This window comes from Polaromonas sp., from assembly GCF_041689105.1.
GTDB lineage: Bacteria > Pseudomonadota > Gammaproteobacteria > Burkholderiales > Burkholderiaceae_C > Polaromonas.
Genome location: NZ_JBDNGU010000015.1, coordinates 23,757 through 36,765, shown reverse-complemented (window position 1 = coordinate 36,765; position 13,009 = coordinate 23,757). Strand labels below are relative to the sequence as shown.

Below are 13,009 nucleotides of genomic sequence, written 5' to 3'. Positions count from 1 at the left end.
CGCGCCCAGCATGTGGCCTTGTGCCAGCGGGGTGAGCCACTGCTTTTGTTGCTCTGCGCTACCGTAGCGCATGAGGATCGCGTTGACCGGGCAGTTGGTCACGCTGATCGCCGTGCTGGTGCCGCCGTCGCCAGCGGCGATCTCCTCGATCACCAGTGCGAGCGTCAGGTAATCCAGGTTGGCGCCGCCAAACTCCTCGGGTACACAAATGCCGTAAGCGCCGAGTGCGGCCAGACCCTGGTGGGCTTCTTTGGGGAAGTGATGCTCTTTGTCCCAGCGCGCGGCATGGGGCCAGAGCTCCTGCTGTGCAAAAGTGCGCACCGCATCACGGATCATTTGCTGGTCTTGGGTCAAAAGCATGTGAATTCACCAGGTCGAAAAACGCGAACCGTCGTAATTGAGGAACGCGCCTTTGTGTTGCGGGCTTAAGGCGGCCAGTGTTTTGCGCATTGCCGCCACGCTGGCGTGCATGGTCAGCGGCGCACCGGCGCCACCCATGTCGGTCTGCACCCACCCTGGCGACAGCGCCTCCAGCACGGCACCTGGGTAGTCGTGTTGGGCTGAGGCGACGGCCATGTTCAGCGCGGCCTTGCTGACGCGGTAGGTCCAGGCATGACCGGAGGGGACTGCACCGATACAGCCCATCTCGCTGGTGATTAAGGCGAAGCAGCCGCCTGCCGCTTCCACCAGCGGCGCGACCTGCGGAATAGCCTGCATGGCGCCCAGCACATTGGTGTGCAGCACGCGGTCAAACTCTTCCCGGGTCGGCGGTGTTGTGGCGCCGCTGCGCGCCATGACACCGGCCACATACAACGCGACATCGATCTTCTCGCCGTCAAGCTGCCAGGCCAGGCCGCTCACGCTCGCCGGGGTTGCCACGTCGAGCCGGAGCGGAATCGCGCCCAGCGCCTTGAGCCTTGCCAGCCCCGCGTCGTCGCGCGCCGTGGCAATCACGCGCGCACCGGCCGCGCAGTACTGGCGTACAAACTCCAGGCCAATGCCGCGCGAGGCGCCGATGACAAGGACGGTGCTCATGGGTGAGTCTTATGCATGACATCGGCCTCTAGCCCTTATCCCACGGGCGGAAGTTGCTATTGTATTTATAGCAACTCCAGCGCCAGGGCAGTCCCCTCGCCGCCGCCTATACACAGCGTTGCAATCCCCTTCTTGAGGCCGCGGGCTTTCAACGCGTAGATCAAGGTGACGATGATGCGGGCGCCGCTGGCGCCAATCGGGTGGCCCAGTGCGCAGGCGCCGCCGTTGACGTTGACGATGTCGTGGCTGATGCCCAGCTCTTTCATGGCGGCCATGGGCACCACAGCAAAGGCTTCGTTGACTTCCCACAGGTCCACGTCCTTCACGCTCCAGCCGATCTTCTTGAGCAGCTTGTTGACGGCGCCGACCGGCGCGGTGGTGAACCACTCGGGCTCCTGCGCAAAGGTGGCGTGGCCGACGATGCGGGCAATCGGTTTGGCGCCCAGCTCTTTGGCGGTGGACTCGCGCGTCAGCACCAGTGCGGCGGCACCGTCGCTGATGGACGAGCTGGACGCAGCGGTGATGGTGCCGTCTTTCTTGAAGGCCGGCTTGAGTGTGGGAATCTTGTCGAGCTTGACCTTGCCCGGGCCTTCGTCGATGGAGATCACGGTCTCGCCGCTGCGGCCCTTGACGGTGACGGGTGTGATCTCGGCCTTGAAAGCACCGGACTCGGTCGCGGCCTTGGCGCGGTTGACGCTGGTGGTGGCAAAGGCGTCCTGCGCTTCACGCGTGAACTTGTACTTGTCGGCGCACTGCTCGCCAAAGGTGCCCATGGCGCGGCCGGGCTCGTAGGCGTCTTCCAGGCCGTCGAGCATCATGTGGTCAAAAATACGGTCATGCCCGATGCGGATGCCGCCTCTGGCCTTGAGCAGCAGATGCGGTGCGTTGGTCATGCTCTCCATGCCGCCGGCCACCATCACGTCGCGGCTGCCGACCAGCAGCTGGTCGTGCGCGAGCATCGTGGCTTCCATGCCGGAGCCGCACATCTTGGACAGCGTGACGGCGCCGGTGCTGGCGGGCAGGCCGCCCTTGAAGCCGGCCTGGCGCGCGGGCGCCTGGCCCTGGCCGGCCATCAGACAGTTGCCGAACAACACTTCGTCGACTTTTTCGGGTGCAATGCCGGAGCGCTCAATGGCCGCCTTGATGGCCGCGCCACCCAGGTCATGCGCCGACAGACTGGAAAAGTCGCCCTGGAAGCCGCCCATGGGGGTGCGGGCGGCGCCGAGAATGACGATGGGGTCAGCGATGGATATAGACATGGTTTTCTCCTTGAGGGTGTGGATGGTGGGGTAGGTATCAACGACCTGAATCAGCGCGCCTGTATTCGCGGTGACAGTGCTCAGACTTTCTGCGCGGCGTATCGGTGCCCGAAACGCCGCTCGCGCTCATAGGGGAACACGTCGTGCACGTGGCCGGCGGCAATGCGCTCCTTGTGGGCCTGCCAGAAAGCGGCATCAAGCAGGTCGGCGTGGTGCTTCATGAAGACTTCGCGGACAGTGTCGTTTCCGAGCAGAAAGGGCTCAAAGGTTTCGGGAAACACGTCCTTGGGGCCAACGGAGTACCAGATCTCGCCGCTCATTTCTTCTTCTTCGTTGCGCGGGGTTGGTACCTTGCGGAAGTTGCAGTCGGTGATGTATTCGATCTCGTCGTAGTCGTAGAACACCACCTTGCCGTGACGCGTGATGCCGAAGTTTTTCCAGAGCATATCGCCGGGGAAGATGTTGGCGGCCACCATGTCCTTGATGGCGTTGCCGTACTCAACCACGGCGCGTTCGATCTGGCCTTTTGCAAACGCGTCTTCAACTCCGGTGTCAAACGCCTCCTGCAGGTAGATGTTCAGCGGAATCATGCGCCGTTCGATGTACACATGCTTGATGATGACCTCCTGCTGGCCGTCGCCGTCGCGGTCGCTGATCTCGAGCTGGCTGGGCGCGAACTTCTCGATCTCGGCAATCAGCTCGTCGTCAAAACGTTCACGCGGAAAAGCCACCTCGCTGTACTCCTGGGTGTCGGCCATGCGGCCGACGCGATCGTGTTGCTTGACCAGCAGGTACTTGCCCTTGATCTGCTCGCGCGTGGTGTCTTTTTGCGGCGGGTAGTAGTCCTTGATGACCTTGAACACGTAGGGAAAAGACGGCAGGTCAAACACCAGCATGACCATGCCCTTGATGCCGGGGGCGATGCGGAACTTGTCGGTGGAGTGGCGCAGGTGGTACAAAAAGTCGCGATAGAAAAGCGTCTTGCCCTGTTTGGCCAGGCCCAGAGCGTTGTAGATCTCGGCGCGCGGCATGCGCGGCATCATGCTGCGCAGAAACTGCACATAGGCCGACGGAATGCCCATGTCCACCATGAAGTAGGCGCGGGCGAAGCTGAAGAGGATCAGCAGGTCGTCCTCGCCGATGAGCACGGAATCAATGGCCAGCTTGCCGGGCTTGATATGCAGCAGCGGCAGGGCAAACGGCATCTCGTTGAAACCGTTGATCAGCTTGCCAACGATGTAAGCACCCTTGTTGCGGAAGAACACGCCAGAGAGCACCTGAATCTGGAAATTGGCGCGCAGTTTGACGTCGCCCAGCCGCTCGCCGAGCGCCTCCACCACGTAGCCGACGTCGCGCGCGAGGTCGTCGAACTCCACGTGCAGCTCGAAGTCGCCGACCATACGCATCAGGTGGTCGCCCAGGGTCTCCTTCTGCGGATAGTAGGCGCGGAAGGTAGGCTGGGTGACCAGCTCGTCGTTCTCGATGTATTCGGTGCTGACGGCGGGCCGCACAAAAATGAAATCGTTCTGGAAATAGCTGCGATGCAGGATTTTGGTGGTGACCGAGTTGAAGAAGCTCTCGCCCAGCTCGGGCTGATGGTGGTTGACCAGCAGGCCGATGTAATGCAGCTTGACCTGCTGCCACACGTCCATCGGCTGATCGCCGGCCTTGAACTCGCGCTCCAGGCGCGTCGAGGCTTCGCGCACGCGCAAATCGTAAAACTCGATCCGCTCGCGCTGCGCGCGCTGCTGGCCGTGCCAGTCGGCGGTTTCAAAGCGGTGTTTGGCGCGGGCCGACTCGGTGCGAAACAGCTGATAATGGCGATTGAAGCCGTCCATCATCGCTTTGGCGATGTCGTAGGCGAGGGGGGAGTCAAGGCGTTGGGGGAACATAAACGCTATAAATCAAGTCGCTGCTTGCACATGTTCTTCAGGACGCAAACGGCTAAATATCTGTGAAATTGCAGCCTGGTACAACTCTTGTAGCTGTTGCGGGCCGGACACCGAAACCAGCAGGTCTTGCAGCAAGCCATCGTGCACCCCGTAAATCCAGCCATGCACAGTCACCACGCGGCCACGCGCCCATGCGTCTTTCATCACCGTGCTGTGGCACACGTTGACCACTTGCTCCACCACATTCAATTCGCACAGCATATTCAGGCGCTGCGAAGCATCTGCTGACTGCAAGCCTTCTTTATAGCGGTCGCGCACATCCTGTATGTGGCGAATCCAGTTGTCTGCCAGCCCTATTCTCGCGTTGTCCAGCGCAGCCTGTACCCCACCGCAGCGGTAATGGCCGCACACAATCACATGCTCGACTTCCAGCAAATCTACTGCATATTGAATGGTAGACAGCGCATTGAGATCACTGTGGACCACCACATTGGCCACGTTGCGGTGTACAAACACCTCACCCGGCTCCAGCCCCGTGATCTGGTTGGCAGGCACGCGGCTGTCGCTGCAGCCAATCCACATGTAGCGCGGTTTCTGTTGCTCTGACAAACTGGTAAAAAAGCCTGGACGCTCAAGCACTGTCTCCGCCGCCCAGGCGCGGTTGTGTTGAAGTAGATGTCTTAGTGGCATGGTGGCCTCGGGTATTCAAGCAGTCTCGGTAAATAACTCGCGGCCAATCAACATACGCCGAATCTCGCTTGTACCCGCGCCAATTTCATAGAGCTTGGCGTCGCGCCACAAGCGGCCGAGTGGGTAATCATTAATGTAGCCGTTGCCGCCAAATATCTGCACGCCTTCGCCAGCCATCCAGGTGGCTTTTTCAGCGCACCAGAGAATGACCGAGGCGCAGTCCTTGCGGACCTGGCGCACGTGGTCAGTGCCCAGCAGGTCGAGGTTTTTGGCGACGGTGTAGGCGAACGAGCGGCCGGCCTGAAGCACGGTGTACATGTCGGCGACCTTGCCCTGGATCAGCTGGAACTCGCCAATGGAGGTGCCGAACTGCTTGCGGTCGTGGATATAGGGAATCACGTTGTCCATGACCGATTGCATGATGCCCAGCGGCCCACCCGTGAGCACCGCGCGTTCGTAATCGAGCCCGCTCATGAGCACCTTGGCGCCGCAGTTGAGTCCGCCCAGGATATTTTGGGCTGGGACTTCGACATTGTTGAACACCAGCTCGCCGGTGTGCGAGCCGCGCATGCCCAGTTTGTCGAGTTTTTGCGCGACTGAAAAACCTTTCATGCCTTTTTCGATCAGGAAGGCGGTGATGCTGCGCGCGCCGCCGCTCGGCGACGGGCCGCCCCTAGCCGGGCGAGCCCCCTCGGGGGGCAGCGAAGCGTGGGGGCTGTCATTTTCGGGTTCAGTCTTGGCATACACCACCAGTGTGTCAGCGTCCGGCCCGTTGGTGATCCACATCTTGCTGCCGTTGAGCAGGTAGTAGCCGCCCTTGTCCTCGGCCTTGAGCTTCATGCTGATCACGTCGCTGCCTGCGCCCGTCTCGCTCATGGCCAGCGCACCGACGTGTTCGCCGCTGATGAGTTTGGGCAGGTACTTCTGGCGCTGCTCTTCAGTGCCGTTGCGCTTGATCTGGTTGACGCACAGGTTGCTGTGCGCGCCGTAAGACAGGCCCACCGAGGCGCTGGCGCGGCTGATCTCTTCCATCGCGATCATGTGCGCCAGGTACCCCATGCCGGCGCCGCCGTACTCCTCGCCGACCGTGATGCCCAGCACGCCCAGGCTGCCCATTTTTTGCCACAGATCCATCGGGAACTGGTCGTTGGCGTCAATCGCGGCGGCACGCGGTGCAATCTCGGCTTGGGAAAATTCGCGCACGGCGTCGCGCAGCGCGTCGATGTCTTCGCCGAGCTGGAAGTTGAGTCCGGGCAGGTTGTTCATGGCTTGTCCTCTTTGTCGATTCTGTTTTTGCTCAATTTTTCACATCGTCACGGCCGGTGATGGTTATCAGCGTGGCGCCCATGGTGGCGATCAGTTTTTCGCGCCCGTCGTCGATGGCGTAGGCCCGGCCTTCGGTCACGGTGACCGTCCGGCCGGGCTTGATGACCTGGCCGACCATGCGAAAACGCTGGCCTTTCGCCGGTGCCAGCAGATTGATCTTGAACTCAATGGTCAGCACGCCGGCGCCGGCCGGCATGAGTGTGAAGCCCGCATAGCCGCAAGCCGAGTCAAGGGCGGTGGCCACCATGCCGGCATGCAGGAAGCCGTGCTGCTGGCTCAGCCCGGCGGCCCAGGCCAGCTCGATGACCACCCGGCCGGGGACGATGTCGCCCAGCGAGGCGCCGATGGTCGCCATCGCGCCCTGGCGTGCAAAGCTGTCCCGCACCCGGTCGGCATAACGCTCGTCTTTGGGCTTGAACTCAGGCTGGTCCATGGGCGTTTCCTGGCTTTTTGATTGACGTTTACGTAAACGTCAATTATGGCCTATTTTGCTTTTTTGCCGGTCCTGGCCAGCAGCGCGCGGGCTTCCTTCTCGTGCACCTTGACCTCTTCCAGGTTGGCCTGCAGGTCGGCCATCTGCTCTTCGAGCTGCTGGCGATGTTGGCCCAACACCGCCAGAAATTTGGTCAGCTGCGGGCCGGTATCCCGCGGGCTGTCGTAGGTGTCGATGATTTCCCGCGCCTCGGTCAGGCTCAGGCCCAGGCGCTTGGCGCGCAGGGTCAGCTTGAGCCGGGTGCGGTCGCGGGCGGTGTAGACGCGGCTGCGCCCGCCCGGCCCCTCGCGCTGCGGCTGCAGCAAGCCCAAGTCTTCATAGAACCGGATGGCGCGCGTGGTCAGGTCAAACTCCCTGGCCAGGTCGCTGATGGAATACGTGGTGCTTGCCATGGGAGTGAAACCCTGGTGATAGGGACTAGGGCCTGTTAACACTATTTTCAGGAGTGCGAACGCGGTGAAAACTGTGCCAATCAAGGCGTGCGACGACGGTCAGGCTGGTGCCTGACCTAGGAGTGCAACGCAGAGTGGCGCTGTTTTCACCCCGTTCCCTGCGGGTTGTGATCAAAAAGGCCGTGCGCGGCGTTGCAAAGCCTTGCCGGGGTTCACCCCGGCGGCGTTTTGCGCCTTGCTCACAGCCTTTTTGACTCACAACGCATCCCCTCAAAATAGTGTTACCAGGCCCTAGGTGAAGCCGGGCGCTAAATCAGGTGTAATGGACCATCAGTTTACGTTAACGTAAACGTCAATGAACCTTGATCTTACAAGATGAATGCACAGGAAGCGCAACTCGATTACCCCTTTGGCGATGCCCTGCCGCTGGCTGGCAGCACACTGGACGTGGCGCCGGGCGTCAAGTGGATACGCATGGGCCTGCCGTTTGCGCTGGACCACATCAACCTGTGGCTGCTCCGGGATGCGCTGGATGGCCCGCAGGGCAAGGTACGCGGCTGGACCGTGGTCGATTGTTGTGTAAGCCGGGATGAATCCAAGGCGCAATGGGAGCAGATTTTTTCGGGCGAACTCGACGGCCTGCCGGTACTGAGGGTCATCGTCACCCACATGCATCCCGACCACATCGGGCTGGCCCACTGGTTGTGCGAGCGCTGGAAAGCGCCGCTGTGGATCAGCGCCACCGACTACAACACGGCCAGCCTGAGCATTCGCGGCAGCACCGGTTTTGGTGGGACAAATTCAGCCGATTTTTTTGCCTCGCACGGCCTGACCAACGCCGGCTACCTTGAGCAGATCCGGGGCCGCAGCAACTACTACCCCGGACTGGTTCCGGCGGTGCCGGCCAGCTTTCACCGCATGATGGACGGGCAAGTGATCGCCATAGGCGGGCGCGACTGGACCTGCATCAGCGGTTATGGCCATGCGCCCGAACACATTGCGCTGTCCTGCGCCGATATCTCCTTGGCCCCCACGGTGCCTGCGGCACCTGCCCCCCGAGGGGGCGCAGCCGGCCTTGGGGCGGCCCGGCGGCCGGCTGGCCTGTTGATCAGCGGCGACATGGTCCTGCCGCGTATCTCCACCAACATCAGCGTCTACGACGTCGAGCCAGAATCCAACCCGCTCACGCTGTTCTTGCAGTCCATCGACAAGTTCAAGGCGCTGCACCCGGACACGCTGGTGCTGCCGTCCCATGGCAAACCCTTTCGCGGTTTGCACACGCGCATTGACCAGTTGCATGCGCACCACCGGGACCGCCTGGCCGAAGTGATGGATGCCTGCGCGGCCAGCCCCTGCAGCGCCGCCGACATCCTGCCCGTCATGTTCAAGCGCACGCTGGATCTGCACCAAACCACGTTTGCGATGGGAGAAGCGGTGGCCCACCTGCACACCTTGTGGTTTGATGGAAAGCTCCGGCGGCTTCTGGGCGACGACGGGGTTTACCGTTTTCAGCCCGTCTGATCATGTTAGAAATGGGACAAAGGGGTTTACACACCCCGAAAACCCACCCTCTCAACGCCACAGGCGGTTGGCACCTTCCAGGGCGGTGACATAGCCTTGCAGCCAGTCAAAGTTGATGGGCTTCTCGTGGTGACGCGCGTTGGCAGGAAGACCGCCCCTTTCCCGGATGGTGTCGGCCGACACACCGCTGATCACCAGAATCTGCATGGCTGCAAGCTGCTGGTTGCGTTTCATGACGCGCAGCATCTCGATGCCATCCACCCCTGGCATGTTCAGGTCCGTGATCAACAGGTCTGGCCGCATGCCGGCATTGTCTATCAAGGCTTCCATGGCGGACGGCATGAAGGTGCAGTCCATCGCAATGTCCCACTCATCGAAATTAGCCTGGTACAGCGCCAGGGTGGCTTCGTCGTCTTCCACCACCAAAACGTTCAACCGGTGCTGCACGTTCGGGTCGGCTGGGGCCACTTGCGGGTTGCCCCTGTTGAGGTAATCGTTGATAGAACGCAGGGACAGGCGGCGGTGCCCACCCAGCGTTTTCCATGCCTCAATCTCCCCCTTTTCCACCAGTGACTGCACGGTAGCTACTGACAGTCCCAGCAACTTTGCGGCATAACTGGTGCCGCAGTAATCGCCGCTGGAGAAGTCTTTTGCGGCAATAGCGCTTTCGAATGACGGTGATTCACGCGTCACGGGCAGATCCAGACAAAGAAGGAACCAGACAAACGCCCTTTTGATGAACTTCAAGCATATACATAATTATTTCAGCATTTTCTGTGCTTTTTCTGCAATTTTACGACCGAGGGCCATTTAGCGGGCATTCAAATCAAGGGGGGGCTCAATGACACACCATTTCAACGGCTTTCCGGGGCGCGGCCACGCTGGCCGGACCGCGTCGCTGCAGCTTCTCGCGACTTGTCCGCTGCGTGGCGCCCACGTCAATGATCAGCGCTACATTGCCGTCCCCAAGAATCGTCGCCGCAGAGATTCCCGGCACCTTCTTGTAATTGGTTTCCAGGTTCTTGACCACCACCTGGTGCTGACCCAGCAGCTGGTCCACCAGCAACGCAAAACGCGTTCCCTCGGCCTGCACAATGACTGCGATGCACTGCATCGGATCATGGATCGCATCGGGCACCTCGAACAGCTTGTGCAATTCGATCAGTGCCAGGTATTCACCGCGCACATGCATCACATGCTCATCGCTGGTGATGGAATGGACATCCTTGGCCATTGGCTGCAGAGATTCGATGACGTAATTGAGCGGCAAGATGTAAACCTCCTTGCCTACCTTGATCGACATGCCGTTGAGGATGGCCAGTGTCAGCGGCAACACAATCCTGATGGTGGTGCCCTGTCCGCGCGCGGAAGCAATTTCAACGTGGCCCCCCATCTCATGGATGTTGCGTTTCACCACGTCCATGCCGACACCGCGACCGGAAACGTCGGTTACCTCTTCTGCCGTTGAAAAGCCGGGCGCAAAAATCAACTGCCAGACGTCCTCATCGGGCATGCTTTCGCTGACCACCATGCCCTGCTGGGTCGCCTTGGCCAGGATTTTTTCACGGGCCAGCCCGCCACCGTCGTCCTTGACCTCGATCACGATGCTGCCGCCCTGGTGCTGGGCAGACAGGGTCAGGCAGCCTACCGGATCCTTGCCGGCGGACACCCGCCGCTCAGGGACTTCAATGCCGTGGTCCAGGCTGTTACGCACCAGATGGGTCAGCGGATCGATGATGCGCTCGATCAGGCCCTTGTCCAGCTCGGTTTCCTTGCCTATCGTCACCAGTTGCACCTGTTTGCCGAGCTTGGCCGACAAGTCGCGTATCAGCCGCGGGAAACGGCTGAACACATAGTCCATCGGCATCATCCGGATCGACATCACGGACTCCTGCAAATCGCGCGCATTGCGCTCCAGATGACCCATGCCGTTGAGCAGGCGCTCGTGCAGCACCGGATCCAGCGCAGACGCGGTTTGCGTCAGCATGGACTGGGTGATCACCAGCTCCCCCACCAGATTGATGATCTGGTCGACCTTCTCGACGTCGACCCTGATCGAGCCCGAATCCTTGGGTGCAGAGGCGGGCGCCAGCGTGGCCGCAGCGGCGGATGCGGCCGTAACGCCTGCCGCTGCCGCTGCCGCTGCCGCTGCCGCGAGCGCGGGCGCGGTCCGGTCGGCATCGGGTGCGCTTGCCTGCGGGAGTGCGTCGATTTTTTCCACTTGCGGCTGCGGGCTTGCGGCCGTTTCGCGACTGATTTCAATCTGCTCGGCTTCGATGATGAAGCAGCACACCGAAACAGTGTCATTGGCGTCACAGCTGGTATCCAGCCACAGCGTCAGGCTGTCTTCCGTCTGGGTCTGGGCCGTGACATGACCGAGATTGCCCATTTCTTCGCCCAGCAGCTTGCGGTCATTCTCGGAAACCTTGAGAAAGCGCACCTTCATGGGCGCCGGGGCAGGTGGAAGGGCGGCCTGCGCCGGCAGCGGTTCAAGCGCAGTGGCGGGAAGCATCGCAGGCGTGGCCACAGGTGCAATCGCAATCGGCGCAGCAGCGCTGTCCGGGCTGGACGCCAGTGCCAGTTGCCGCAGCACGGAACAGATATGCATGACCATCTCGGGCTCAGGCTCGCCACCGGTGCGATATGCACCCATTTGCTTTTGCAACACGTCCTTGGTCTCCAGAAAAGCATCCATCATTTGGGTCGTCAGCTTCAAGTCACCGTGTCGGGCCCGATCAAGCAGGTTTTCCAGCAGGTGCGTGGTGTCGGTCAAGGCCACGAAGCCAAAGGTCGCAGCCCCGCCCTTGATCGAGTGCGCAGCCCGGAAAATCGCGTTCAGGTGTTCGCTGTCCGGCGCCTCCAGGTCAAGCCCCAGGAGCAACAGTTCCATCTCTGCCAACAACTCGTCGGCTTCTTCAAAAAAGGCCTGGTAAAACTGGGTAATGTCCATCTTTTTTCGTTCCTGGTTGCAGTTTCTGCTGCCAGCCTGTATTGGCAGACGACTGGCTGGCTTGATCCTGAATACACTTGGCCTACCAAGCTGCGGTATCTCCCGGGCAGGGTGCTGGCACCGCCGCTACCGCAGCCCCATCGTGAGCAGGCTGCCGATCACGTCCAGCAGCGTTTCCGGCTGAACCGGCTTGCTCAGCCAGCCATTGGCCCCGGCTTTTCCGGCTTCCGATTTCCCGGCGTCGCTGCTGATGGTGCTCAGCACCACCACAGGCACATGGGCATAGGCTGGCAGCAGGCGCAGCTGGCGGGTCAATTCGCCGCCGTCCATGGGAATCATGGTCCAGTCCGTCAGCACCAGATCGACCGGCTCCTTCTGCAGATGCGCCAGGGCAGGCTGCCCGCCATCGGCCAGCAGCACCCGATAGCCGCGTTCCTCAAGGATGGCCGAAATCATTTGCCGCATGACTGCGGAGTCATCGACCACAAGAATGGTTTTGCTCGTCATTAAATTTTGGCTCCGGCTGGTTCAATGGGGAGTTTTGGCGCGGGCTTGGCAGCGCCGCCCGGTTGCGTCGCTGGCGGCTTGCTACCAGCCTTGGCGGGGGCCGGGTTGTTGCCTTCAATTTGCGCCTGGGTCTGTTGATTGAGAACCACAATGCTGATGCGGCGATTCGTCGCCGCGTAAGGGTCTTCCCGATTCAGGTGCATGCTGGAGGCCACGCCCATAACCCGCAACACCTTGCCCTCCTCCATGCCGCCGCCGACCAACTCGCGCCGCGAAGCGTTGGCTCTGTCGGAGGACAACTCCCAATTGCTGTAGGACTTGTCGCCCTGCGCGTATTGCGTCGCGTCGGTATGCCCGGACAGAGTGATTTTGTTGGGTTGCGCGTTAAGCACCGGGCCAATCTCACTCAGGATGGTGCGCATGTAAGACACGACAACTGCACTGGAGCGGTCAAACATGGGCCGGTTGTTGCTATCGACGATCTGAATCCGCAAACCTTCTGGTGTGATGTCGATCAGCAGTTGCGGCCGGAACTGCTTGAGCACCGGGCTCGCTTCGATCATGGCGTCCAGGCGCTCTTTCAGATCCTCCAGCCGCTTGCCGTCGGCGTCACTGGAAGTGTCGCCTTCGGGCGCAGAAGCGTCGCCGGCCGGACGGCTTGGATCAGCACCACCGCCAGGAATCACACTGGTGTTGTTACTGGCTGCCGGTCCGCCGGCCAGCGCCACCTTCAGTGGCATTTTGAAATGTTCTGCAATGCCGGCCAGCTGCTTGGGCGATGAAGACGACAAAAGCCACATCACCAGGAAAAACGCAAACATCGCCGTCATGAAGTCGGCGAAGGCAATCTTCCAGGCGCCACCATGATGGCCCGCCGCCCTGATGGGGCGTTTGATGATGATGATCCGGCGTTCAGCTTCGCTCATGACAATTCAGGCCTGGCT

13 protein-coding genes are annotated in these 13,009 nt (G+C 61.1%); 1 reads left to right on the top strand and 12 read right to left on the bottom strand.

Annotated elements, in window-relative coordinates; all coding sequences use genetic code 11:
* The 8 genes from ACESMT_RS01430 to ACESMT_RS01395 form a co-directional block, all read right to left on the bottom strand.
* Nucleotides 1-360 (bottom strand): acyl-CoA dehydrogenase family protein (locus ACESMT_RS01430; protein WP_372824528.1); only part of this gene is annotated, 360 nt, incomplete at its 3' end.
* Between the two features lie 6 nt (nt 361-366).
* On the bottom strand, nt 367-1,035 hold the full coding sequence (locus ACESMT_RS01425) for an SDR family oxidoreductase (protein WP_372824526.1): 669 nt from the start codon (nt 1,033-1,035) through the stop codon (nt 367-369).
* Nucleotides 1,036-1,100: 65 nt separating this feature from the next.
* The gene (locus tag ACESMT_RS01420; RefSeq protein WP_372824524.1) at nt 1,101-2,294 is read right to left on the bottom strand and encodes an acetyl-CoA C-acyltransferase; all 1,194 of its coding nucleotides are present in this window, start codon (nt 2,292-2,294) and stop codon (nt 1,101-1,103) included.
* 80 nt (nt 2,295-2,374) lie between these two features.
* On the bottom strand, nt 2,375-4,186 hold the full coding sequence (aceK, locus tag ACESMT_RS01415; protein WP_372824522.1) for a bifunctional isocitrate dehydrogenase kinase/phosphatase: 1,812 nt from the start codon (nt 4,184-4,186) through the stop codon (nt 2,375-2,377).
* A gap of 12 nt (nt 4,187-4,198) precedes the next feature.
* Nucleotides 4,199-4,876, bottom strand: a complete 678-nt coding sequence (can, locus tag ACESMT_RS01410; protein ID WP_372824520.1) for a carbonate dehydratase — start codon at nt 4,874-4,876, stop codon at nt 4,199-4,201.
* 15 nt (nt 4,877-4,891) lie between these two features.
* The gene (locus tag ACESMT_RS01405; protein WP_372824518.1) at nt 4,892-6,142 is read right to left on the bottom strand and encodes an isovaleryl-CoA dehydrogenase; all 1,251 of its coding nucleotides are present in this window, start codon (nt 6,140-6,142) and stop codon (nt 4,892-4,894) included.
* A 31-nt stretch (nt 6,143-6,173) separates the two neighbouring features.
* Complete coding sequence (locus ACESMT_RS01400; RefSeq protein ID WP_372824516.1) at nt 6,174-6,635, bottom strand: PaaI family thioesterase; 462 nt, start codon at nt 6,633-6,635, stop codon at nt 6,174-6,176.
* A 50-nt stretch (nt 6,636-6,685) separates the two neighbouring features.
* Nucleotides 6,686-7,087, bottom strand: a complete 402-nt coding sequence (locus ACESMT_RS01395) for a MerR family DNA-binding transcriptional regulator (protein WP_372824514.1) — start codon at nt 7,085-7,087, stop codon at nt 6,686-6,688.
* Nucleotides 7,088-7,462: 375 nt separating this feature from the next.
* Here ACESMT_RS01395 and ACESMT_RS01390 point away from each other — a divergent pair, with 375 nt between their 5' ends.
* Complete coding sequence (locus ACESMT_RS01390; RefSeq protein WP_372824512.1) at nt 7,463-8,608, top strand: MBL fold metallo-hydrolase; 1,146 nt, start codon at nt 7,463-7,465, stop codon at nt 8,606-8,608.
* Nucleotides 8,609-8,659: 51 nt separating this feature from the next.
* Here the strand turns inward: ACESMT_RS01390 and ACESMT_RS01385 are convergent, their stop codons facing one another.
* The 4 genes from ACESMT_RS01385 to motB all read right to left on the bottom strand — a co-directional run bounded on the left by ACESMT_RS01385 (nt 8,660) and on the right by motB (nt 12,991).
* Nucleotides 8,660-9,301 (bottom strand): response regulator, encoded by a 642-nt coding sequence (locus ACESMT_RS01385; protein WP_372824510.1) that lies wholly within the window; start codon nt 9,299-9,301, stop codon nt 8,660-8,662.
* A gap of 145 nt (nt 9,302-9,446) precedes the next feature.
* The gene (gene cheA / locus ACESMT_RS01380) at nt 9,447-11,558 is read right to left on the bottom strand and encodes a chemotaxis protein CheA (protein WP_372824508.1); all 2,112 of its coding nucleotides are present in this window, start codon (nt 11,556-11,558) and stop codon (nt 9,447-9,449) included.
* Nucleotides 11,559-11,684: 126 nt separating this feature from the next.
* The gene (locus tag ACESMT_RS01375) at nt 11,685-12,065 is read right to left on the bottom strand and encodes a response regulator (protein ID WP_372824506.1); all 381 of its coding nucleotides are present in this window, start codon (nt 12,063-12,065) and stop codon (nt 11,685-11,687) included.
* Nucleotides 12,065-12,991, bottom strand: coding sequence for a flagellar motor protein MotB (gene motB / locus ACESMT_RS01370; RefSeq protein WP_372824504.1), 927 nt, complete (start codon nt 12,989-12,991; stop codon nt 12,065-12,067). Before motB ends, ACESMT_RS01375 begins: the two co-directional genes overlap by 1 nt.
* Nucleotides 12,992-13,009 lie beyond the last annotated feature (18 nt).

Bases quoted from the DNA above. Each gene is read 5' to 3' on its own strand.
- ACESMT_RS01425 (WP_372824526.1), bottom strand. From the start codon at position 1,035: ATGAGCACCGTCCTTGTCATCGGCGCCTCGCGCGGCATTGGCCTGGAG.
- ACESMT_RS01420 (WP_372824524.1), bottom strand. From the start codon at position 2,294: ATGTCTATATCCATCGCTGACCCCATCGTCATTCTCGGCGCCGCCCGC.
- aceK (WP_372824522.1), bottom strand. From the start codon at position 4,186: ATGTTCCCCCAACGCCTTGACTCCCCCCTCGCCTACGACATCGCCAAA.
- can (WP_372824520.1), bottom strand. From the start codon at position 4,876: ATGCCACTAAGACATCTACTTCAACACAACCGCGCCTGGGCGGCGGAG.
- ACESMT_RS01405 (WP_372824518.1), bottom strand. From the start codon at position 6,142: ATGAACAACCTGCCCGGACTCAACTTCCAGCTCGGCGAAGACATCGAC.
- ACESMT_RS01400 (WP_372824516.1), bottom strand. From the start codon at position 6,635: ATGGACCAGCCTGAGTTCAAGCCCAAAGACGAGCGTTATGCCGACCGG.
- ACESMT_RS01395 (WP_372824514.1), bottom strand. From the start codon at position 7,087: ATGGCAAGCACCACGTATTCCATCAGCGACCTGGCCAGGGAGTTTGAC.
- ACESMT_RS01390 (WP_372824512.1), top strand. From the start codon at position 7,463: ATGAATGCACAGGAAGCGCAACTCGATTACCCCTTTGGCGATGCCCTG.
- cheA (WP_372824508.1), bottom strand. From the start codon at position 11,558: ATGGACATTACCCAGTTTTACCAGGCCTTTTTTGAAGAAGCCGACGAG.
- ACESMT_RS01375 (WP_372824506.1), bottom strand. From the start codon at position 12,065: ATGACGAGCAAAACCATTCTTGTGGTCGATGACTCCGCAGTCATGCGG.
- motB (WP_372824504.1), bottom strand. From the start codon at position 12,991: ATGAGCGAAGCTGAACGCCGGATCATCATCATCAAACGCCCCATCAGG.